21 protein-coding genes are annotated in these 21,986 nt (G+C 47.9%); 3 read left to right on the top strand and 18 right to left on the bottom strand.

Going from position 1 to position 21,986, the window contains the following annotated elements:
• Positions 1-15: 15 nt before the first annotated feature.
• Positions 16-1,191: an ATP-grasp domain-containing protein gene (locus HP399_RS07195; RefSeq protein ID WP_173620577.1), complete on the bottom strand. Its 1,176-nt coding sequence runs from the start codon at positions 1,189-1,191 to the stop codon at positions 16-18.
• Positions 1,181-2,176: a beta-ketoacyl-ACP synthase III gene (locus tag HP399_RS07190; protein ID WP_173620578.1), complete on the bottom strand. Its 996-nt coding sequence runs from the start codon at positions 2,174-2,176 to the stop codon at positions 1,181-1,183. Before HP399_RS07190 ends, HP399_RS07195 begins: the two co-directional genes overlap by 11 nt.
• A gap of 267 nt (positions 2,177-2,443) precedes the next feature.
• On the opposite strand from HP399_RS07190, the gene tnpA reads away from it, so the two are divergent.
• The gene (gene tnpA, locus HP399_RS07185) at positions 2,444-2,842 is read left to right on the top strand and encodes an IS200/IS605 family transposase (RefSeq protein ID WP_173620579.1); all 399 of its coding nucleotides are present in this window, start codon (positions 2,444-2,446) and stop codon (positions 2,840-2,842) included.
• A gap of 4 nt (positions 2,843-2,846) precedes the next feature.
• Positions 2,847-3,902: an RNA-guided endonuclease InsQ/TnpB family protein gene (locus HP399_RS07180; RefSeq protein WP_173620580.1), complete on the top strand. Its 1,056-nt coding sequence runs from the start codon at positions 2,847-2,849 to the stop codon at positions 3,900-3,902.
• Between the two features lie 199 nt (positions 3,903-4,101).
• Here HP399_RS07180 and HP399_RS07175 read toward each other — a convergent pair whose 3' ends face one another.
• From HP399_RS07175 to HP399_RS07165, 3 genes are read right to left on the bottom strand one after another with little or no spacing between them, the layout of a single operon-like run.
• Positions 4,102-4,797, bottom strand: a complete 696-nt coding sequence (locus HP399_RS07175; protein WP_173620581.1) for a response regulator transcription factor — start codon at positions 4,795-4,797, stop codon at positions 4,102-4,104.
• Complete coding sequence (locus tag HP399_RS07170) at positions 4,794-6,251, bottom strand: sensor histidine kinase (RefSeq protein ID WP_173620582.1); 1,458 nt, start codon at positions 6,249-6,251, stop codon at positions 4,794-4,796. Before HP399_RS07170 ends, HP399_RS07175 begins: the two co-directional genes overlap by 4 nt.
• Before the next feature lie 27 nt (positions 6,252-6,278).
• Positions 6,279-7,178: a hypothetical protein gene (locus tag HP399_RS07165; RefSeq protein ID WP_173620583.1), complete on the bottom strand. Its 900-nt coding sequence runs from the start codon at positions 7,176-7,178 to the stop codon at positions 6,279-6,281.
• 174 nt (positions 7,179-7,352) lie between these two features.
• Between HP399_RS07165 and HP399_RS07160 the strand changes: the two genes are divergently transcribed.
• On the top strand, positions 7,353-8,231 hold the full coding sequence (locus HP399_RS07160; protein WP_173620584.1) for a proline iminopeptidase-family hydrolase: 879 nt from the start codon (positions 7,353-7,355) through the stop codon (positions 8,229-8,231).
• A 115-nt stretch (positions 8,232-8,346) separates the two neighbouring features.
• Here HP399_RS07160 and HP399_RS07155 read toward each other — a convergent pair whose 3' ends face one another.
• From HP399_RS07155 to HP399_RS07095, 13 genes are all read right to left on the bottom strand, one after another.
• A complete protein-coding gene (locus HP399_RS07155; protein WP_173620585.1) occupies positions 8,347-9,333 on the bottom strand; it encodes a FecCD family ABC transporter permease in 987 nt (328 codons plus the stop codon).
• Entirely contained in the window at positions 9,330-10,322 is a 993-nt protein-coding gene (locus HP399_RS07150) for a FecCD family ABC transporter permease (protein ID WP_173620586.1), read from the bottom strand. Before HP399_RS07150 ends, HP399_RS07155 begins: the two co-directional genes overlap by 4 nt.
• Before the next feature lie 71 nt (positions 10,323-10,393).
• A complete protein-coding gene (locus HP399_RS07145; protein WP_173620587.1) occupies positions 10,394-11,374 on the bottom strand; it encodes an ABC transporter substrate-binding protein in 981 nt (326 codons plus the stop codon).
• 109 nt (positions 11,375-11,483) lie between these two features.
• Complete coding sequence (locus HP399_RS07140; RefSeq protein WP_173620588.1) at positions 11,484-12,335, bottom strand: AraC family transcriptional regulator; 852 nt, start codon at positions 12,333-12,335, stop codon at positions 11,484-11,486.
• Positions 12,336-12,469: 134 nt separating this feature from the next.
• Positions 12,470-14,482 (bottom strand): peptidoglycan D,D-transpeptidase FtsI family protein, encoded by a 2,013-nt coding sequence (locus HP399_RS07135; RefSeq protein ID WP_173620589.1) that lies wholly within the window; start codon positions 14,480-14,482, stop codon positions 12,470-12,472.
• A 12-nt stretch (positions 14,483-14,494) separates the two neighbouring features.
• Positions 14,495-16,546, bottom strand: a complete 2,052-nt coding sequence (locus HP399_RS07130) for a penicillin-binding transpeptidase domain-containing protein (RefSeq protein ID WP_173620590.1) — start codon at positions 16,544-16,546, stop codon at positions 14,495-14,497.
• 168 nt (positions 16,547-16,714) lie between these two features.
• On the bottom strand, positions 16,715-17,407 hold the full coding sequence (locus HP399_RS07125; protein ID WP_173620591.1) for an FHA domain-containing protein: 693 nt from the start codon (positions 17,405-17,407) through the stop codon (positions 16,715-16,717).
• Between the two features lie 196 nt (positions 17,408-17,603).
• Positions 17,604-17,933: a cupin domain-containing protein gene (locus HP399_RS07120; RefSeq protein WP_173620592.1), complete on the bottom strand. Its 330-nt coding sequence runs from the start codon at positions 17,931-17,933 to the stop codon at positions 17,604-17,606.
• A gap of 134 nt (positions 17,934-18,067) precedes the next feature.
• Positions 18,068-18,304 (bottom strand): hypothetical protein, encoded by a 237-nt coding sequence (locus tag HP399_RS07115; protein ID WP_173620593.1) that lies wholly within the window; start codon positions 18,302-18,304, stop codon positions 18,068-18,070.
• 93 nt (positions 18,305-18,397) lie between these two features.
• On the bottom strand, positions 18,398-18,673 hold the full coding sequence (locus HP399_RS07110) for a DUF2277 domain-containing protein (protein WP_173620594.1): 276 nt from the start codon (positions 18,671-18,673) through the stop codon (positions 18,398-18,400).
• A 101-nt stretch (positions 18,674-18,774) separates the two neighbouring features.
• The gene (locus HP399_RS07105) at positions 18,775-19,986 is read right to left on the bottom strand and encodes an outer membrane protein assembly factor BamB family protein (RefSeq protein WP_173620595.1); all 1,212 of its coding nucleotides are present in this window, start codon (positions 19,984-19,986) and stop codon (positions 18,775-18,777) included.
• A gap of 98 nt (positions 19,987-20,084) precedes the next feature.
• Positions 20,085-21,068: a helix-turn-helix transcriptional regulator gene (locus HP399_RS07100; protein ID WP_173620596.1), complete on the bottom strand. Its 984-nt coding sequence runs from the start codon at positions 21,066-21,068 to the stop codon at positions 20,085-20,087.
• A 134-nt stretch (positions 21,069-21,202) separates the two neighbouring features.
• Positions 21,203-21,976 (bottom strand): GNAT family N-acetyltransferase, encoded by a 774-nt coding sequence (locus HP399_RS07095; protein WP_173620597.1) that lies wholly within the window; start codon positions 21,974-21,976, stop codon positions 21,203-21,205.
• Between the last annotated feature and the right edge of the window lie 10 nt (positions 21,977-21,986).

The raw sequence follows: 21,986 nt of genomic DNA, 5'->3' as shown, positions 1-21,986 counted from the left end.
TTCTTCCTCACGTCCTTACGCCTCTTCTCCGTTCCATTCGATATCGCTCGTACTGCAAGCGATCATGCTTTTTCTCGTTCGAAAGCTCTGCCAAGCCAAATCTGCCAGCATGGAGAACTGATCAAAAAAAGGCCCCGGATCATCCCGCCGAAACAGTACATCCCTCGCAGAAAGCAGGTCGCTCACCCAACGCTTTGCCTTCTTGCCATTCGTCATGCCAGCAAGGCCGTATGTCAGCATCGCCATCCCAAGCATGCAAGCTTGTTTTCCAGCAGGAACAACGGTTTTTCCCCGATCCGAAAAATAAGCAGCCGCAGCCTCTTGCTGTCCCGCAAACAAATGCACACCACTTGTCAGGCGTGGATTACATTCGATCACGTATAACTCTCCCTGCTCATTCTCAATGAAATCAAATGCGATTTGTCCGCTAAACGTATGCCGTTGCACGAAGCGACTAACAAAGTCCCTTACCTGTGGATGGGCTGAATAGGCAAAGTGAATCGAGGCACCCTGCCCTGCTGTATGTGTTGTTTCATAATCGGCGTACAAGGTGAGCTGTCCATCACGAGCAACAGCGTAGCTGCACACCTGTTTCCCTTTTATAAACTGTTGGACTAACCATGGTTGCTTAACTGTCGGTTCGGGTAGCGTGGACTGCTCTACCGCAGAGGATGGGTCTGCCACGATCTGTACGTGAGCTGCGAAGCGAGAATAGACGGGCTTCAGCACAACTGGTGCCCTTGCTTGCAACATGGCCTCCCGCAATTGAGCCGGAGATTGTACCCGAACCGTCTGTGGAACCAGTGCTCCCACCTCGCGCGCCATTTCGGTAAAAAGCCATTTGTCGTGCAGCGAACGTAGTACCTCGATTCCTTCTACAAGCACTTCACCAAAGTCAAGCAAGCGATCCCGCCCGCGCGAGACGTAGAATATTTCCTCGCAAGTCGGGATCAAAAGATCGATGCGCTCACCCTGCATGATTTCGCACAGCTTTTCGATATAAGCATCGGGCTGCTGACGGGGAGGAGGCACTTGATAGGAACGCTCTACATAACGAGAGTGCTGGCATAAATGTCGCCGCGCACTCTCCGCTACAATGACCCGATGTCCCGCAGAACCCAGCAAGCGCGCCAGCTCTAACGTAGCTGGAGCTCGTCCTCCTGTCAGCAAGACTGATTGTTTAGTATTCAAGCACAATTCCCCCGAGTGACAAGCCGGCAGATGTGCCCAGCAGCATCAGGTGATCGCCTCGCTGTACCCGATTCTGCCTAATCGCTTCATGCAGCGCCATCGGGATCGAAGCTGCGATGACATTGCCGTGCTCTGCCAGAATGTTCACCATTTGCTGGTCGCTAAATCCGAGCTTACCTGCCATGATCCGCATCGCCATCCCACTGGCCTGATGAGGAACGACAGTACGAATTTGCTCCTTGGTTATGGAGGCTGAGGACAGCAAGCGATCCACAAATCCGGTAATCAACTGCGAGGTCAGGCGAAAAATTTTCCGTCCGTCCATATCAAATGCAAAGTCTGCTTCTCTTCCTTGCGCAAATTGGCTCGGGTGGATCAACGTACCGCCACCCCGTATTTCGGAATAATGTGCTCCTTCACTATATGTTTTCATACTTGAACCCAAGATGCGGGAGCTTTCTGTTTCTGGCGTCCTGCCGATGACAACAGCCGCAGCTCCATCTCCGAACAGCACGCAGCTCTCTTTTTGCTCCCAATTCAAACCTGCGGAGGATATCTCTGACGAAATGATCAAGACTCGCTCGTAAATACCAACCGCCATCTGGCACGACATCACATCAAGTGCAGTGACAAAGCTTAGGCATGTCGCATTTATATCAAAGCAAGGAATACCTGTTTTGCTTAGTTGAAGCTCTTCCTGAATCAAGGCAGCCGTGCATGGGATTTCCTGCTGCGCCGTCCCGCTTGCACATACGATACAATCGATATCGTGAAGGGAGAGGCCCGCCGCTTCCAAAGCACGCCTAGCAGCAATGGCTCCCATCTGTGCTGCCGTTTCGTTCGTCACAAAATGCCTGACGCTTACCCCGGATTTTTTCTCTACCCATCCAGCCGCAAGTCCCAGCTTTTCTTCTAGTTCTGCCGCTGTCACTCGCCGAGTGGGCATGTATTTCCCTGTTCCGAGGATTTTGATTTTTCTCTCCATGATCTGTGTCTCCCTTAGCTCGCATTACTCACACACTATTCGACATCTGCCCTATATTTTACATAAGTCTGTCGATTTATGGTAAACAGAATAAACACTTGGTACTAATTACCCAAGTGTTTACAGAATTTTTCGAGCGAGAAAGCCCACTCCTTTAGGTGTGGGATGATAGCGAGATTGGAACAGGCGTGCCTTTAGACACGTTAATGTTCCAACGTTTCTTGTGTTTTTGTTGCAGTGAATGATTTGAACTGATACAATCAGTATATGGATAATTATAGAAGAACGACCACTACCGTATCATTCATTAACTATCATTTTGTTTTTTGTCCTCGATACAGAAAAAAGATATTCCTCAAATTAGATGTAGAAATAAGGTTTAAGGAATTAGTTAAGGATGTTTGCGATGAATTGAAAATAGAGATTATCGCAATCGAAACAGACAAAGACCATACTCATCTTTTTTTAAACGCTTTGCCAACATTCAGTCCTGCTGATATTATGGCAAAAATCAAAGGGGTCACATCTAAAAAATTAAGAGAGGAGTTCAAACATCTAGCGCATTTGCCTTCTCTTTGGACACGTTCATATTTTGTAAGTACGGCAGGGAATGTTTCCAGCGAAACGATTAAAAGATATGTTGAACAGCAAAAGACAAGGGGGTGAACACATGCAAGTGTTAACCGTTAAGATTCGTATATTTCCTGCTCAACCAGATATTCTTCGTCATTTAGGAAAGGAATATATTCGTGTAGTCAATCTGCTCACGGAACAAGCTGCACAACTTAGTTCGTTTCCAAAGACAACGACTAAAAATGTTGAAACTATTCTACCATCAGCCGTCTGTAACCAATCCATACGTGATGCTAAGAGTGTTTTTCGTAAAAGTAAGAAACTTGGCGGTCGTCCGATTCTTAAGAAACCTGTATATTTCGTCAATAATCAAAACTACACGGTATCTGAAAATACAGTTGCTTTCCCTATCGTTGTAGATGGAAAGACGAAGAAAACGGCGTTTCGTGCGACGATGACTAGCCGAGACAGGGAATTGTTATGCAAAGGAAAATTTGGATTGATGCGTATCATTGAAAAGTCAGGGAAATGGTACGCTCAAATTTCCGTAGAAGTGCCTACAAGCGTAACAATCAACGAAAACATCATGGGTATAGATCTTGGTTTGAAAGTTCCTGCTGTTGCAGTAACTTCTACGGGCAAGACTTGTTTCTTTGGGAAAGGGAGACAGAACAAGTACATACGAAGAAAGCACCAACAGCGTAGACGCCAATTAGGTAAACTCAAAAAATTGTCTGCCATTCGGAAGTTAGGCAATAAAGAGCAACGTTGGATGAAAGATCAAAACCACAAGATCAGTCGTCAAATTGTCAATACAGCTATTCAGGAAGGTGTGTCAATCATCAAGCTTGAACGACTAGAGAATATTCGCAAGACGGCAAGAACAAACCGTAAAAACGCAAAGAACCTGCATAATTGGACTTTCTATCAACTTCAACAATGTATCTCCTACAAAGCAAATCTTGCTGGCATACAAGTTGTGGAGGTCAATCCCGCCTACACTTCTCAATCTTGTCCTGCCTGTAGAGAGAAGAACAAAGCGAAAGACAGAATGTACGAATGTTCATGCGGATTCCATGCGCATCGTGATCGGGTTGGAGCCATCAATATCATGCGTCAACCTGTGGCAGATGGTAACAGTCTGTCAGCCTAAGATGCTATACGCACTGTCTTAGGACGGGCTGATGAGACAGCCCTAAACTTGGGGGAACTACGGATAGCAGAAATGCACTTTCGACTACCACCCAAGAATCCCACTGATACCGAAGGTGTCAGCTTGCGGCTTTAGCCGTGGGAGTCTCAAGTATACCGCATTTTTTTGTTACGCAAGCTTTACCACAGGTTTCCACCTACTATAGTAAAAAGCGATAACCGACACCCCACACCGTCTCGATGTACTGGGGCTTAGCCGGATCACTTTCTATTTTTTCCCGCAGCTTGCTGATATGCACCGTCACCGTCGCAATATCCCCGTACGAGTCGAGACCCCAAATTTTTTCAAACAGCTCTGTTTTGCTAAATACCCAGTTGGGGTGGGTTACCAAAAAGAGCAGGAGGTCGTATTCCTTGGAAGTAAACGCTACTTCGTTTCCGTTAATGTAAACTCTCCTCGCCAGCTTATCGATGCGAATCCCACGAAGCCTGATCTCCTCTTTTGCCGTACGCGGTTTGGAATCGGAGACGAGACGGTCGTAACGGGCCAGATGGGCTTTGACCCTCGCTACCAGTTCTCCCAAGCTAAAAGGCTTGCTGATATGATCGTCGGCACCCAGACCCAGTCCACGGATCTTGTCAATGTCTTCCTTTTTAGCGGAAACGAGCAGGATCGGAATATTTTTGGCTTTCCGGACTTGCTTGCAGATTTCGAAGCCATCCACGATCGGGAGCATCAGGTCTAGAATCAGGAGGTCATACTCCTCTTGCAGTGCCTTTTGCAAGCCCGTATCGCCGGAAGTCGCGACATCGACCGAGTAGCCGTTTGCCTCCAAGTAATCCTTCTGCACCTCTGCGATCACCATATCATCTTCAATGATTAAAATGTGTTTCATTCCGTGTCAACCCCTGCTCTCTTGAGATCTGGCAAGGTAAAACAAATGCGGGTCCCGCGTCCGCTCTCACTCTCCGCCCATACTCGACCACCGTGCCCCTCCACAATTTGTTTGACGATGGCGAGTCCAAGACCACTGCCTCCCATGGCCAAATTACGTGAAGGATCCGCCCGATAAAAGCGATCAAAAATATGGGGCATTGCTTCTTTTTCAATCCCTGTCCCATTGTCGGATATCGCCACGATCACTTCACCTTCAGCTTTCTCCACTTCCAATCGGATCAGCTTCTCGTCCTTGTTCAAGTACTTCAGGCTATTGTCCACGATATTCATGAGCACGCGATGGAGTTTTTCCTGGTCAGCCATGACTGGAATCGGACTTTCATTATGCTCGTCATAACGAATAGGAACGCCGTTCATCCGCGGGTCTAGCCGCAGCTCCTCGGCAAACTGAGCCATATATGCTCGCATATCGACTTCTTCAAAGTGAAAGGGAAGCTTGTTCAAATCCAGTCTCGAGAATAAAAATAGCTCATCAATCAGACGATCCATCTGTTCCGATTTGATGGCAATCATCTTCATATATTTTTCCCGCTTCGCTTCCGTATCCGCAATTCCTTCCTGAACTGCTTCCACACAGGCTTTGATTCCTGTTATGGGTGTTTTTAGATCGTGCGAAATACTGGAAATCAGTTGTTTACGATTTTCCTCATACTGAAGCTGCAAGTGGATAGAATCATACAATCTGCCACGCATCTCTTCAAATGCTTCTCCCAGCTCTCCTAGTTCATCTTTGCGATGGAGTTGAACAGGATGCTCTAGATTGCCTTCTTTAATTTCGTTCGCTGCCTGCTTTAAGGCGTACAACGGTCGAATGATACTGCGCGAAACAAGAAACGTTAGTACACCGTTCGTCAGCGCCACAATCGTTAAAAGACTGAGAATCAATGCGATAAAAAAATAAATGCCTGTCTGCATAAATGGGAAAGAATTCGCAAGGAAGTAGAGCTTTCCTTTACTCTGATCAGCAAAAGTGAACTCGTACGTATCAAACGTGTAGCCGTCCTGTTTAAACTGCTGCCAGCTGTGCATACGCTCTTGATCCGGCTGATCCTGCAAATAGTCAGGCAAGTCAGCGCTATCAATAGACTGGGAGAAGAATAGTACTTTTTCGTCCTTTGTCAGTATCAATGCACCGCCAACTGCTTGTAGCTGCTCATCCGTCTCTGTCAGCATGTTCTGGTTCGTCAATTGTTCGGGAGCGTATTTGGCCATGAATGTGACACCAGCAAACAACTCGTCTCGTTTATTGAGCGTATCACGAAGGAACGGTTTGCCTGCTTCTCGTTCCCCCCAAAAGTAATTCGCCAATCCCGATGCCACCAATCCAAACAAAACAAGGGGGATAATAATCATGGCAATATAGGAAAGCAAAAGTCTTGTTTTGATCGACATGGTTCATCACCCCCTTGCAGTCATGGTTTACTCGGAATCGGAATGCTTCGTCCAGCCTGTTCTCCATTTGTTCTTCATATCCTCGCGGGAAACCTTCTCGACTTGCTTGCCAGTAAGATCAATGCGATCAGGTGTGGTCGTACCCAGATCGGACAAGCGGATATCCAAAGAAAGCTGGAGCTTGTGCTCTTTCCCAGACGCGTCCGTTCCTGAGAGGTACACCACAGCCGATTGCTGTTCGATCTGATTTTTTTCGTCGATCTTGGCGTTCAGCAAAACTTGGTCTACTTGAATTTGCAAACGAGGAAGTTGGACAGATAGATGGTTTTCAGAGGAAGACGCTTCTTGACTATGTTCGGCGAGCTTATCGTAGATAATAGGTCCGGCTACCTGGATAAATGCCGGAATTTGCTCTTCGGAGAGCTGAAGCGATGTACGCTTGCCTCCATCCGGTAGATTCTCAACGGTCGCGTTTTTTCCAAGATCGCCGAATACCGTAGCAAACAGCTTATGCATCATGGCCCCGCGATTGTTATCGACGTCATTTTCTGATTGGTGTCCTCTATCCATTTTTTCCATGACCCGATAAACGTTACTATCCCCTTTTTTAACCACAACTTGATCCTTTTCCAGAAAGGCTTGCATGCTTTTCTCGCCCAGCGTGTCTGTAAAAGTCGCATCTACATTTCCGATGTGCTGGTTATGATCGATCTTTGCGACTCCCTCCAGTGTGAGCAGCTTCGCTCCGTTGTCTGTGAGCGTTAACTGTGCGTGGGCGGTCATGTTCTTCGCTTCCTTCGTTTGATGCAGGGCTGATTCATATACGCCCATCGTCGTGCTATCCGCACTCGCAGATGCCCCGTATCCCCAAATCAATGCTCCTGTGATTCCAACCGACAAGCTGATACCCAACCATTTTTTTCGCATGTTGATCCCTCCTATTTTCATCGAAAGCAATCTTCATCGCTTCCTATACCAGTGATGATAAATAGAGGGTCTAAACACGCTCTAAATCAATTCTAAAAAAAGTGTAAAAACAATTCCATATGCTATATTGATAGAAGAAGAGATCAGTATGAACCTGAAGTGGAGGCATTATCGATGAGTATGCAAGAAGGCTATATTGACGTTCCTGGCGGAAGAGTATGGTACAGTCGTGTCGGAGAAGGGGAGAAAACGCCTCTGATCGTCCTTCACGGAGGACCTGGCAATACCCATGATCCGCTCAAATCAACGCTTCAAGTCCTAGGCAACGACAGACCCGTTATTTTCTACGATCAGCTAGGGTCAGGAAATTCCGATCGCCCGACTGATCTGACTCTTTGGAAAACCGAACGCTTTGTGGAAGAGCTGGCTTGCATCAGACAAGCCCTTGGCTTAAAAGAGGTTTACATCCTGGGGCACTCGTGGGGCACGATGCTGGCAGCAGCTTATTTGGTGGATGCCAAGCCGGAAGGGGTACAGAGCATCATCTTCTCCAGCCCATGCCTGAGCGCAGAGCGTTGGAAACAGGACGCAGATCGTTTAATCGAGCAATTGCCAGTGGATGTACAACAAACCATCGCCACACACGAGGAGCAGGGCACAACTGATTCACAAGAATACCAGGATGCCATGAAGGAATACTACAAGCGCCATGTGTGCCGCCTTGATCCAATGCCAACAGTCATGACAGAAAGCCGTCCAAAAGCGAACAAAGAAGTGTACATGACGATGTGGGGGCCGTCTGAATTTTGCCCGACAGGGAATCTCAAAACATTCGACTACACACCCAAGCTGCATCAAATAAACATCCCTTCCCTGTTCGTTTGTGGCCGTCATGATGAAGCGACGCCTGAATCGACAGGTTATTATCAGTCTCTGGTGCCAAACGCCGAGCTCCATGTCTTTGAAAACAGCTCACATGTCGGCTATCTGGAAGAGACAGACGAATACGTGCAAGTCATCCGCAGCTTTTTGCAAAAAGCAGATACGAAATAAAAACGCCGCAGCCTCGCCGGCTCCACCTACTATATTTTACCATTGTTTCTCTTAAGAGAAACAAGCAGGACCGAATCTCGCAAGCACGTCCTTTTGCAAGATTCGGTCCCTTCTTTTATACTCCTCTTCTTTTCTCTCGTCCGATCAAATACAAGAAATACGGAGCTCCAATGACAGCTGTCACGATGCCCACGGGAACCTCCATCGGCGGCAAAAGCCATCTGCCTAGCCCATCAGCGGCGACCATGAGCGTAGCACCGAGCAGAGCAGCGACCGGGAGAAGAAGTGCGTGCTTCCCACCTACCAATCGACGAGCGATATGCGGTGAGAGCAAACCCACGAACCCGATGGAACCGACAACCGCCACACATGCTCCAGCGAGTGCGACAGAGGTTACCAAAAGTACAACACGCAGTCTCGTCACATCCTCGCCCAAGCCTTCTGCTACATCATCTCCAAGAGACAGTACGTCGAGCCGGTACGCCAATAAATAAGCAATTGGTAAAAAGACGAGTATCCACGGAAGCACCGCCCATACGTGTTCCCATCCCCGTCCCCACAAGCTGCCTGCCATCCAGAGCAGTGCCGCATTGACATCACCCGGATTTTTGACCATCAGGTATTGGATGCCCGCCTGACAAATGACCCCGATCGCGATCCCTACCAGTGCTAGAGTAGCGGGCTGAACGCGTTTTCGCGCGGTATATACATACAAAATAGCAGCGACAACTGCCGCACCCCCAAATGCTGCCAACGGTAGCAAATAAGCCGGAGATTTGGGAAAAAGAAAAATGACGATGGCAGATGCTAGCCCCGCCCCTTTGGTGATGCCGATTACGTCAGGAGAGGCCAACGGATTGCGAATCATTCCTTGTAAAATAGCCCCGGATACCGCCAAACCTGCTCCAGCCAGCATGCCTAAGACAATGCGCGGCAAACGATACTCGCCAATAATAAAGCTGTGATTTTTCGTCCCCGTCCCAAAAAGTGACTCGACTACCTCACGCGGCGATATGGACACCGCCCCAGTCCCGATGCTGATAATAGCGGTGACGATGAGCAACAGCAGTAAGACAGGTGCAATACTTTGTCTGCGTGTCATGAAGCTCTCCTCTCCTTACCCACTAAATAGAGGAAAAAGGGAGCGCCCAGAAAAGCGGTCACGATGCCTACTGGTGACTCATACGGATACGCGATGAACCTGGCAAGAACGTCGGCATAGACCAACAGCAATGCGCCGAGCAGCGCTGTAATCGGGAGGTATAGCTGACTCTCTCTTCCTAGCAAAAGTCGGGTCACATGAGGCACCATTAATCCGATAAAGCCGATCGGACCAGCAACGGCAACAGCCGAGCCTGCGAGTACGATGACAATGATTCCACAAATCGTCCGTACCCGAAATACATGTTGTCCAAGATTTTTGGCCACATCCTCACCCATACGCATAATTCCGATGGAGCGAGCCATAAAAAAGGCAACTACGAGCCCCGCGATCGACCAAGGCAGCACACGGTTCACATCCGTCCAATCTGCTCCATCCAATGACCCCGCAAGCCAAAACAGGACTTGATCGGTAGAGTGCTGATGAAACAAGATGAATGCCTCTGTAATCGAAGCGAGGAACAGATGGACGGCTGTGCCAGCCAAAGCCAGCTTAACAGGAGTCATCCCCCCAGCCGCACCGAGATAGTACACCGCAAATCCACCTATGACCGCCCCACCAAAAGCGAGTGGCGCTAAAAATGGCACCGGAAGATTGGGCAAGAGTACCAAGGCAGCTACGACAGCCATCGATGCACCTGCGTTCACCCCAAACGTCTGTGGAGAAGCAAGCGGATTGCCTGTCATTGCTTGCATAATCGCACCAGCCACGCCGAGACCGGCCCCAATGATTACTGCCAATAGCGCTCTTGGAAGCCTGAGCGTCGTCACAATCAAGTGCTCCTGCGATGTAGAGGGGGCAAAAAGGGATTTTACGCCACTTACCAACCCCATGTCTGTCCAACCAACCGAGATACTGACGACTAAACCAAAAACGAGCAGGAGCATTCCTGCCGCAAAAACGATGCCCGCCTTTGAAGCTCCCTCCATAGGTACAACCTCCTCCCGCAAAAACGACGGGATCGATGTCAGCTATGACACCCATCCCGAAAAGTTTCCTCTTATTTGCCAGAAAGAAGCGATACTGCTTCCTCCGAACTTAACTCCGATCCGATCAAGCCTCGCGACAGCGCCCATTTATTGCGGGCTACTTCAAACACCTTGCCATTTTTTACGGCGTTGATGTTTTGCCACAGTGGATTCGTCTTCCATTCATCCACAATCGTCTTGTCACCTGTTTTCATCAAGAACAGTACGTCTGGATTTAGGGCAACCAGCTGCTCCAGATTGGTTTTTGGATACGCCTCTTCACTTTTTGCCGCATCCTCCAAGCCGAGGTATTCCATCAAGGAGCCCGCATAGGAAGCATTGGAGTGAGCGAAGAATCCGGTCGGGTTCACGACTGCTGGCAGTACCTTCAGTTTGGCATCTGTTTTTGGCAGCTTCGCTTTGATAGCTTCCATTTTCGCTTGATGCTCGTCTAGACGTTTTTTGCCTTCTTCTTTCATGCCTACTGCATCCGCGATTACAGCGTAATTGGCTAGCATATGCTCATAGTTCGCCTGGTGGTCATTCAGAACAATAGTAGGTGCAATTTGCTTCAATTTGTCGTATACAGCCTTGTGCTTGTTCAAATCTGCAATGATGAGATCAGGAGCAAGGGAACTGATCAGCTCCATGTTTGGTTCGTAACGAGAGCCGAGCGATGTATACGTTCCTACTTTTCCTTTCACCTCAGGAATGATCAGATTCGCATCATTGTCATCAGAGATTCCTACAGGAGCTACCCCCAATGTCGCCAAAGCATCTGCAAAGGAAAAGTCCATCACGACAATACGCGCAGGCTTGCCAACGATTTCCGTTTCCCCCAGCTCATGCTTGATCACTCGCTTTTCACTAGAAGCTGCTGGTGTAGACTCTGTATTGGTCGCAGCTGCTGGAGCTGTTCCCTGTGCATTTTGTGTCGCTGTACCGCAACCACTCAAAAAGACAGATACCATAAAAATAAGAAGAAAGCCGGGTAACAACAGTCTTGCTCTCATGATGAGAAAACCTCCTACCAAAATAAAACTCTATCGAAATTGAAAATCATTTTCAATAGAGATTATATCGATAGCCACTATACCATACCATGAAGAATCTTGCTCGATTTCATGAATTATCTTGTCTCATATGCGTCTTGACGTATTCCGATGGTGATAGGCCAACGACTTTTTTAAACATCTTGCTGAAGTAAAACTCATCGTTATAGCCTACGCTTTGTGCCACCTCACGCAATCGGCTCCCCGACAATCGGAGAAGCACCTTGGCCCGATTGATTCGAAGGCTTGTCATGTAATCGGAAAAGCTCACACCCTTTAACGTTTTGAACATGCGTGAATAATAGCTGGGACTGACATTCGCCTTTCCTGCCAACATCTCTAGCGTGAGATTGAGCATATAGTGCTGATCGACATACAGGATCGTTTCCTCGATGCTAGCCATCGTATTTTCGTTGCTCTCAATCGAAGAAAAATCTTTCACCAGGATGTACAGAATGCGCTCGAATAACAATCTCTGCCGAAATTGCTCTCTCTCCTCATTTGACGCATAGCTTCCATGTAGTTCCTCCATTAAATGCAATATCTGCGAATGGCTGCGTACACGGAAAGTCCCTTCCAGAGGAAAATTTTCTCCGCCCGGAACAAATACTCTCTCTTTCCCTGTTTCGTTTTGTTCGATCCAATAGGAGAATTCAATGAAAAAGATCTCCAGCTCTTTGTCTTGTTCCGTCCGCAAAGAAACGCTCGTCTTCGGCTTGTTAAAAAACACATCTCCTGCCTCAACTAACTGTCTCTTCCCGTTCTCTTCCATTGTTCCTTTTATATTTTTGACAAACCCGATTCGATGAGAATGAGTAGGTGAGAGGATCAGTGGTTCATTGTGACGGCAAATCTCAAGACTGACCGTGTCGAGGGAGTAGATCATCTGTTTTAACTGTCGATAGGCTTCATTTGCAATCAACGGTGCTTCCCCCTCTCATATGCCTTCTATTATAGCTTGTTTCCGTTATCTGACGCATTATTTGAGGGTAATGGTAAATTCAAGAAGGCTGCCCGAAGTAGATCCTCGACAGAACTACTTCGAACAGCCTATTTTTATCTCTTAAATCCGATATGCTTGTCATACACATCGTATACGGAACGTGAAATAATCGCAGCCGATCTTCCCCCATAACCACCCTCAGGAACGATTACGGCTACTGCCAGGACAGGATCGTCGACTGGGGCATACGAAATGCTCACACCATTCGTAATGCGGCGGTGCATTTTCCATCTTGTCTTTTTCTGTCCGGTCTTCTCATCTGTCACCGTCACCGGTACATAAATATCTTGCTCAGATGTTCCTGTCTTTGCAGCTACCTGGAACGGCATTCCCTCATACGCGCGGACTGCTGTTCCCCCTGGTTTCGTCACCAGCACCATGCCTTGCTCTAGAATGTCCCAATATTTATCTGGGTGAGGAAAGGTACTCATGGTTTTTGGCGTGTACGTTTTCACCAGTTTTCCTTCTGCGTCTGTGATCTTATCTACCATCTGCGGCTGCAAACGAACGCCTTTATTCGCTAATGTCGCCGCAAACTGTGCCAATTGCGTCGTCGTTGCCCGAACTTGCTGCCCGAAGGAAGCTTGCACCATCGCTGCTAATGGTCCATAGTTTTCATCCATCACCAAATAGTCTTCTTTGCCCTTGTTTTCATTCGGCAAATCTACGCCAGTCTGAACCCCTAACCCGAATGCGTGATAGTACGATTGCAGCACGGCCGCTGACTCTTTTCCTTTTCGGCGGGACAATTCCTCCCCGATTCTCGCCATGTACGTATTCGATGACTTTTGCAAGGAAATCGCAGGGGTAATCACGCCATGCGCTTTGGAGCTGTCGTTCTTAATCCGGTCTGTTCCACGTCCATAGTGATACACCCCTCCATCATTCCAACGATCGGAGGGAGAGATGATACCTTCCTGCAAACCAAGCAATACCGTAATCGGCTTGAGGACAGACCCTGATGGCACAATGGAACCCGGGTGCTTGTAGCCCTCCTGGATCGCCGCCTCGCCCGTTAATGGCCGCGTATCGTATGGCGCTTCCCGAATCGTACCATTCGTCACCACCAGCTTGATCTCGTCATACGTTTTTTGATCCGGCCCCTCAATCCATACGTTTGGATCGTATTCCGGATAACTGACCATCGCGACGACCTTACCTGTCTTGACCTCGACTGCCACGACGTACGCTCCCTTTGCAGCTCTCGCCTCAGGGATGGTTGCACGCATCTTCGGAAGAAACTCTCGGATCGAATCCCGGATATCTAGCTGGACCCGCTGATCAATGGTGAGATACACATGATTGCCTGGGACGGACGGAACTTCCTCCACTTGCTTTACAACTGTCTGATTTGCTGCGACCTCATACATCCGGTAACCATTGCTCCCGCGAAGCTCTTTTTCGTAAGATAGCTCAATTCCATCGAACCCAACTAACTGGTTCGGCAAATACCGCGTGCTCTCATCCTTGTAGGAGGCGAGCTTCACATTTTCAGCAATATGAAAGGACCGGACATATCCGACCGCCTGTACGGCGATTTGCTTGGGATCGTATTTCCTGATCGGTTTTGTCACCACTTCAATCCCCGGCAAATCGCCGCGATGCTCACCCAGCACTGCGATTTCTTTATCCGTTAAATCAACCTTCAGTTCTTTTTCCAAATAGCGCGGCAATTGTCGTGCCGCTTCCACATAATTGCCTTTCTCGTAGGCATAGCCGACATCCATCTTTTTTAACAGCGTGGCCTTGTCGACGCTCAGTATTTTCTCCAGCTTTTCCACCAGGTCAAAGTACGCTTTCTTCTCCATGATCTCTTGTTCACGGAAGACAGCGAGATGGGAAGGCCGACTTTCGGCAATGACATACCCGTTGCGGTCATAAATGTTTCCTCGCATAGCGGGAATGTAATCTTTTTTATACGATCTGTCTGCCAGCTCATTTGCATATTCGCTCCCTTGCTGGATTTGGAGTTGCGCTAATCTCAAAATGATTGCTACAAACATCAGAAAAACGACGATATAGACGATTTGCAGTCGTTTTAAACGATCATTTTTTGCTTCCTTCATACCTTACTCTCCCTATTCTTTCAGTACCTTCGTGAAAATCCGTTTGATACGTGCATCTAGTACATGACTGCCACCCCGACCACGGACATCTTCGATCATTATGGTAACCAGCAAACGCGGATCATCTACATTAAAAACGGCGTACCATCCGTTTTCCAACCCGATCTCGCCCTTTTTCTGTTTCAGCTCAGCTGTTCCAGTCTTGCCCGCCATGCGAATACCAGGCACCCGTGCTCCTCGTCCGGTGCCGCGCGGGTCTTCCATTACCTGTATCAAATGCTGCTTCACCGTGCTCGTTACATCAGAAGGTATGACATTCGTCTTCCAATACCCGCCTTTTTTGTCTTCCTGCAACAGTGATGGATAGACGATATTCCCGTCATTTGCAAAAGCGCTGTACACCAACGCGAGGTGAAGCGGCGTCATCGTTACCTCGCCCTGACCGTATCCAGAGTCTGCCAATTGAATCTCGTTTTTGAAACCGTCGTTATACAGCTTCGATTTTTCCAGTGGATATGGAATCGGGAGAGCTTCATGGAATCCAAACAACTCGCTCTTTTTCACGAATTGCTCCTCCCCCATGGAGAGCGCCGCTTTTGCAAAATAAATATTGTCGGAGTACACCAATGCTTTTTCCAAATTGACAGGTCCCCCGTAATCGCTGACCCGCGTTACCTCGTATCCACCCCAGGACGCATCCTTTTGCCAATGCAGTCCGCGGACGTGGATACTGTCCGTAGGGGTAATGGCTCCTGACGCAAGGCCAATCGCTGCCGTAATCGGCTTGAAGGTCGAGCCCGGCGCAAACCCGCGCGCGAATCGATTGAGAAGCGGCTTTTGCGGGTTTTCATTCATTTGCTTCCATTCTGTAGCCGACATCCCAAGCACAAACGCATTCGGATCAAAGGACGGAGAATTGACGAGGGCCAGTATTTCCCCGGTCTTTGGTGAGATCGCCGCAGCCGTGCCTGCTTCGCTTTTCAGCTCCTGGTAAATCGTCTGCTGTACTTCGGCATCTATGGTTAATGCCAGTGGCTGTCCATGCTTGGCGAAGCGTTCCGTCACGGTCTTTTTTTCCGTTCCATCTGCATCCGTAATGACGATACGCCCACCTGCACTTCCTCTTAGCTGTTCCTCAAAAATCTGTTCCAGTCCTGATTTGCCAATCACATCAGACGTTTTATAGCCCTGATCCTTTCGCTTCTCGTACTCTTCCTGACTGATCGCTCCTACATAGCCAACCAGATGAGCCGTAGCGGACTGATAGGGATAGTAGCGGACTTTCTTTTTGTGCAGTTTGAGCCCTTCTGTTTTTTCTAATTGTTTGATGCGTGTATCGTCCTGCGGCAGCGTGGCGATCCGGATAAACTTGGCCGACTTGCTTGTCGTAGCTTGGACCTTCGAGGTGAGGTCATCCATCGGAATTTGCAGAAGCTTGCTGACCTCCATTTTCCCGGTCTGTGAAGCCTGGCTCCATTCTCCCGGATTTATCCCGATGTCTATCACGACACGCTCTGTTGCCAATGGACGCCCTGCCCGATCCGTGATTTCACCTCGTCTGGGATACACTGTATTGGCTCTTACTTTGTCCCCTTCTTTCATTTCTGGAAAGATAAAAGAAGGATTCCAATGAATGTACCAGTCCTCCAAGTCGTTCTGCGTTTCTTTGACAAGCGTCGCTTTCCCCGTAAAGGAAATCGGTTCAATGAAAGTTTCCATCGTCAGCCGATAATGAAAGTTGATCTGCCCATCCTCACCTGGCATGACGTCGCCATTGTACATCGGCTCGACCACAATCGCTTTGGCCTCGATTCCACCGTAAATATTTTGGTAACGCGAAACGAATTCTTCTTTGCTGATGGTCTTTTTTGTATGTAAAGAAAGCTGCTCGTACATGCCAGAGAATTTCTGTTCTCCCCACTTTGTCGTATACGCGGTGAATGCTGCCTTTGCCCTCTCGCCATCCGACTGCGTGTTGTCCTTCCAAAAGTCCCAGAAAAGATAGAAAAACCCTGAAAGAACAACGACAAAAACCGTCCAAAATACTATCCATGTCTTTTTCACTAGTCATTCACCTTCCCTACCACACGATATTACAGTCGGATACCATAATATATGGGAAAAAGATGATAACAAGATGAGACTATTCTCATAGGACGATGATAAGTGTCAGATAGTTACATCAAATGCAAAAAACACAGGAAATTCATCCTGTGTCTATCGTACTGCCTACTATTCTTCCCACATGTAACCAAAGCGCGGGATCGTGGTGACGTTCTCTCCATATCTGCCTAGCCGCTTACGCAAGCGATAAACGAGAGCGTTGATCTCGGCTCGTCCAACATCCGGGACGCTGCTCTCCGCATTCAGCAACCGCTCCGGCCAGACGAGTACCATGATTTCATCATAGCTGACCGCCTGATTCGAACGTTGGTACAGAAGCATGAGCAAGTCCATATCTTTTCCGGTCAAATGGATTCTCGTGCCATCGAGACGTATTTCTCTGCGTTCCAGATTGATGACCAAGCCGGAAGTGGAGGTGGTTTCTTTTGGAATCGTCAAAGGGAATGAGAACTCCCGCGTCACATCCATCTCGCTACCCTCTGCGAAAAATATCATCTCTACCACGCCTTTAGCCAGCGTAATATGATCACCGTGATAAAGAAAATGCGGTGCTTGCTGTATCACCATTCCGTTCACTTCTGTCCCATGCTTGCTTTGCAAATCAGAAATCGTATATTGGTTATTGATTTTCCGTATCACTGCATGCCTTCTGGAAATATACGGACTGGAAAAAGCAATGTCTGGTTGTAATTGATTACCCCGTCTCCCAATCGTACACTCTTCCTTATGTAAAAACTGACGCTTCTGAAGCTGCTCGGGATCTCCTTTTTTAATCAATACATATATGCCATCGTCCAACATTCATCACCTCGAAAAGAGTTGGAGCTATCAGTATTTATTACATAACAAATTCCGCATAAGTCAACACTTTTTTGAACATATATTAATAGCAAAAAAGCCGCCAATTGTCCAGCCAACGAAAGTGACCGGTCGATTGACAGCTCTATATCATCGCTATCCACGAACGAATAGCGCTCGATTTTCTATGTTGATCGTCTTAGGAGCAGCGCTTGAGAGCAGCGAATTTTTTCGGTTCAATCGCGAGTAGATGACAATCGCCATTCGGGATAAACAGCTTGTAGGAAACTCCCTTCGGCACAACGATAAACTCTCCGGCTTCCACCCATATATTACGCTCGTGGTACATCAGCAGCAGTCTGCCATTGACGACAAACAGCAGTTCATCTTTCTGATCATTTTGTTGCCAAGGATACTCACCTTGCAGCTTCTCTAGCTTAATAGACGTATCATTCATCTCTCCGACAACCAGAGAGCCCCAGGAATCTTGCAAGCGTGATAAATGTTGTGCGACGTTCACCTTTTCCATGATGATCCTCTCCCCTTTGCATCTACGATAATATAATTCGCAGGAGAGAGACATAGTAGCGAAATGATAAATCATCTCATAAGACGATGATAAGATGCTGAAATTTCTGATTGAACAGAGGGGAGTGCCTTAAATTAATAAGAGAAGTCCCGAAACAGTACATCCAACTCCTTCTCGTCGTACATGTCACCGTCACTAATAAATTTTTCAATCTCCATCGTACCGTCCTCCATAATCTCGATCTCCCATCTTTGACCAGGGACAGCTACCTCGATCATGATGCTTTCGCTCCTTATTTTACTCAAGCGATAAAAGATATGTCGTTCCTCCAATTTGTTTAGCAAATCGTTCAACTCATTTAGCCGCTCCATAGGCTCACCTCGTATTCATTTCTCGCAAAATAAAAATGGGCAGTTGCCTTAACGGACTGCCCCTCAAATAGACTTCTTGTCTTTATCGTCTCACTACTCTGTCGTGCCAAACCGTTTGGCGTTTCTCGCGCGAGCACGCTCGATTTCGACTTCCCGATTGCGTGGCTCTGCATTCGTCACCAGCGAATCTAAGAGATTTTTCGCAACATCGGAGACCTCTTGGACAGCCCGGTGAAAAGCCTCTTCATTGGCCTTCGAAGGCGTGTTGAAGCCCGAGAGCTTTCGCACGAATTGCAGAGCTGCTGCTTCAATCTCATCTTCTGTCGCGGGTGGGTCGAAGTTGAACAAGGTTTTGATGTTTCGGCACATTGTTTACACCTTCTGTTCCCTTTTTTGTATCATTCTACTATACGTGATCGATGAATCGCTAGGTTGTGCTGTACAATGAACGTATTCGTGGATCATAGAAGTTACTTGCCTTTTGGTGCGATCGCTATTATGCCCATTCCATCCGCACTCGCATACAATACCCCATCAGGGCCTGTCCAAATGTGCGTATACGTAAACATCTTGTCATTTCGGATAACGATATAGCGTTCCTTGCCGTTAGGATCTAACGAGAAAATATTCCCACCCGTATCGGAAAAAAAGACATTCCCCTGCGCATCAGACACGAGTTCACTGGATAACGTTCCTGTTTGTCCCTTCGGACGATTGTAGCTCCAAAGCTTTTTGCCTGTGCGATCTACTTTCCATATCGTATAATCGTTGTATTCACGATAAAAATTCCCCTTGCCATCATGAGGAATACCGACTTTGTTGAGTGTAACAGCATCCACTGGTGCTTCTGCACGGTCTTTACCATCAGAAGCATGAATGAATGTCAGCCCTTTTTCTCCCAAGGTGTACACCATGCCATCTTCTGAAACGTATATTCTCCCCGGCTGAACGTTTTCCCGCAGCCACTTGATTTTCCCATTCTGATCGATAGCAGACAGCTTGTTGTCACTCTGTTCGACTAGCAATGTTTTAAGCGATTCGATCCAGGTCATCCCTATCACGCCATGTGATAGATAAGAATCAAAGTCATAGTTGACTACCTGATCGTTTGCCCAGACTAGATTCGCTTCCTGATCGACTGCCGCAACCCCTCTATCCGTCAGCATGAACATGGTCCCTTCTGCTGACACATCAAAGACCGTATCGTAGCTGTACATATGCGGTAGCTCCATTATCCAGCGATCCTTTCCAGCCTTGTCTACAGCAAGTATCCAGGCAGGCATGCCGTCTTTGAAATCGAACCAGTTATGGTCCAGTACGTACAGTGAGCCGTCTTTGCCTAACTTAAAGTCATGGGCCCAGTCAAGTCCAAGATCACTTTGCCAAATAACTTTTCCATTCGGATTCAGCGCATGGAGCACACCGTTTTCCGAAAGCAAATACATCGTACCCGTATCCTCATCGACGACCTCGGAGAAGTACTCTTGTCCCCCATCATAGCGCCATGCGATCTCGAATCGATCTGCTCCTCGCATCTTCAGCTTCTTCGGTACCCCATCTTCTAAGACTGTAATCGGCGTTGTTTGTTCACTGCTCATGCTCTGTGCGGCTGTGGCTGCCCCTATGGGAAATGCGAGACTAACACCCAGTGCCAAAGCGACAATCGTATGATGTATTTTCATAATAGCCCCCTTCCTTCCTATGTCGGCTACTCGCTTCCTTTTTGTTACAGGAAAAACGGATACCCCTTAGGCAAAGGTATCCGTTCCAGATTGTAAAATTAGCAAAATCTCCCCCGCTTCACTTCGGAAGGATTGAGTCCGTACTGCTTGCGAAACGCCTCAGAGAAATGACTGAAGTTGGAGAATCCCACGATGAGTGCAACCTCACTGACATTCAGATTGCCCTCCCGCAACAATCCAAGCGCTTTTTCCAATCGCTTTTCCCGCAAATAGGCAAAAACACTCGTCCCGAACTCTTCTTTGAAGCCGATCTTCAGCTTGTATTCATTGAGCTGTGCCATACGTGCCAGTTCGAGCAGAGAAGGCGGGGACTCCATATTTTCGAGTAGAATGTCACGGGCGTTGTGAATCTTTTCCCGATCACTCCGAGATAACTGTGACCTCGGTCGATTCTCTTCCCGCTCGAACAAAAACGTATCCAGCGCCGACGATACAATCTCCAGAATCTTGCCTTCCGTATGCAATCTCCGCAGCTTCAGATGAGAGGATGAAAAATCGTTCAACTGCTGGAGCATCCGAGCCATATTCGATTGCAACGGCATCCGAAACAGACGATAGGCCTGATTGCCAAGCAGCCCTTGAAACGAATACGCTGCTCCCACATCGCTTTCCGCCACCCAATCATTAAATTGCTCCACGGAAATACCGATCCCGACAGATCGATGAGGAACGTCCGCCCGGTACATAAAATGTGCATGAAAGTCTTTCATCAATTGAAGGGAGCAGCTCCCAGGCAAAAACTCGTGCTGACTTCCCGAAACAACGAACTCCCCACTCCCCTCCAAGCAAAAGCTGAGCTCAACCATGGCTGCCTGGGACTGTAAATCCATGACCCGGTTTTCCTGAAGGGAGTAGCTGGATTCGACCAGCTCCAATCCCGGTCGAGGAGTCAGTCTCCGAAAGTAACCATCATTATTCGTCAGTGTATACCGATTCGCTTCGGACACTATGCGATCACTTTTTGTTGAGGGCAATGCATTGATATAGCTATCGTATATGGAATGTACAGATGCTTGATCCATGACCTTCTCCCTGCCTAACCATATGTAGGATAATCTTGCAAATGATTCTTATTCTCATAATAGTTACACAGGCGACTATCTGCAACTACAAAAGCTGCCCCTCAGAGCAATGGGCAGCTTCTTTTTCCACGATACTATTTATACTCAAAAAAACATGGATAAGTATAGGCGAGAAATTCAAAGCCTTTTTTCTCCAAAATCGGTCGACTCATCGGACTCGCATCGACCATTAAAAGCGGATACCCACGCTCGTGCGCTACTTGTACCCGTATCGCTACAAGTGCCGTATAGTAGCCTTTATTCCGGTAAGCAGGTAACGTGGAGCCTCCCCACAGACTGCCAAAGGACGTCCCCTCATGCAGATACATCCACGCTGCGCTCACCGCCTGATCGCCACTGTATGCCGCATACACGAGAAAATTCTCTGGATCTTCGGCCAAATCCTTTTTCAATCTCGCAGCCAACTCCGGATTCGCACTGCCCCATACCAGCTCTTCCAACTGCATGATGTCATCGATCCCTGCCAGAGTGGTAATTTGGCGAATCTCGGGAGGAATGCTCCGACTGCGTATGTCCTCTGCTTGCGCCACATCCATGACCAACAGTGCTTCTTCCTCTCCTACTGTAAAACCATACGCCTGCAACCGTTCGAGCAGATTTGCGGGTTGGTCATAATCAAACAGCTTCCATTCAAAAGACTGTTGAATGCTTGAGAAATACTCAATTTCTCGTGCGATCAATTCCTCTGCATTTGCCTCAGACAGTCGGGAAAACAAGACTGTCCCTGGCTCATCAGAGAGAGAGACGTGGCGAACAATATGCTCAGTCTCTTCTCGTCGAACATGCGGATAGGTTACCTCCACTCTCATCTCTTGATCGTACAGTCGTAGTAACTCTTGTTTGCGCAAGTTTATTCCT

Origin of the sequence: Brevibacillus sp. DP1.3A, assembly GCF_013284245.2 — a bacterium.
Taxonomy (GTDB): Bacteria; Bacillota; Bacilli; order Brevibacillales; family Brevibacillaceae; genus Brevibacillus.
This window is presented reverse-complemented; position numbering and strand designations above follow the sequence as displayed.

Coding starts and splice junctions, on each gene's coding strand:
- HP399_RS07190 (WP_173620578.1), bottom strand. CDS start 2,176: ATGGAGAGAAAAATCAAAATCCTCGGAACAGGGAAATACATGCCCACT.
- tnpA (WP_173620579.1), top strand. CDS start 2,444: ATGGATAATTATAGAAGAACGACCACTACCGTATCATTCATTAACTAT.
- HP399_RS07180 (WP_173620580.1), top strand. CDS start 2,847: ATGCAAGTGTTAACCGTTAAGATTCGTATATTTCCTGCTCAACCAGAT.
- HP399_RS07175 (WP_173620581.1), bottom strand. CDS start 4,797: ATGAAACACATTTTAATCATTGAAGATGATATGGTGATCGCAGAGGTG.
- HP399_RS07170 (WP_173620582.1), bottom strand. CDS start 6,251: ATGTCGATCAAAACAAGACTTTTGCTTTCCTATATTGCCATGATTATT.
- HP399_RS07165 (WP_173620583.1), bottom strand. CDS start 7,178: ATGCGAAAAAAATGGTTGGGTATCAGCTTGTCGGTTGGAATCACAGGA.
- HP399_RS07160 (WP_173620584.1), top strand. CDS start 7,353: ATGAGTATGCAAGAAGGCTATATTGACGTTCCTGGCGGAAGAGTATGG.
- HP399_RS07155 (WP_173620585.1), bottom strand. CDS start 9,333: ATGACACGCAGACAAAGTATTGCACCTGTCTTACTGCTGTTGCTCATC.
- HP399_RS07150 (WP_173620586.1), bottom strand. CDS start 10,322: ATGGAGGGAGCTTCAAAGGCGGGCATCGTTTTTGCGGCAGGAATGCTC.
- HP399_RS07145 (WP_173620587.1), bottom strand. CDS start 11,374: ATGAGAGCAAGACTGTTGTTACCCGGCTTTCTTCTTATTTTTATGGTA.
- HP399_RS07135 (WP_173620589.1), bottom strand. CDS start 14,482: ATGAAGGAAGCAAAAAATGATCGTTTAAAACGACTGCAAATCGTCTAT.
- HP399_RS07125 (WP_173620591.1), bottom strand. CDS start 17,407: ATGTTGGACGATGGCATATATGTATTGATTAAAAAAGGAGATCCCGAG.
- HP399_RS07120 (WP_173620592.1), bottom strand. CDS start 17,933: ATGGAAAAGGTGAACGTCGCACAACATTTATCACGCTTGCAAGATTCC.
- HP399_RS07115 (WP_173620593.1), bottom strand. CDS start 18,304: ATGGAGCGGCTAAATGAGTTGAACGATTTGCTAAACAAATTGGAGGAA.
- HP399_RS07110 (WP_173620594.1), bottom strand. CDS start 18,673: ATGTGCCGAAACATCAAAACCTTGTTCAACTTCGACCCACCCGCGACA.
- HP399_RS07105 (WP_173620595.1), bottom strand. CDS start 19,986: ATGAAAATACATCATACGATTGTCGCTTTGGCACTGGGTGTTAGTCTC.
- HP399_RS07100 (WP_173620596.1), bottom strand. CDS start 21,068: ATGGATCAAGCATCTGTACATTCCATATACGATAGCTATATCAATGCA.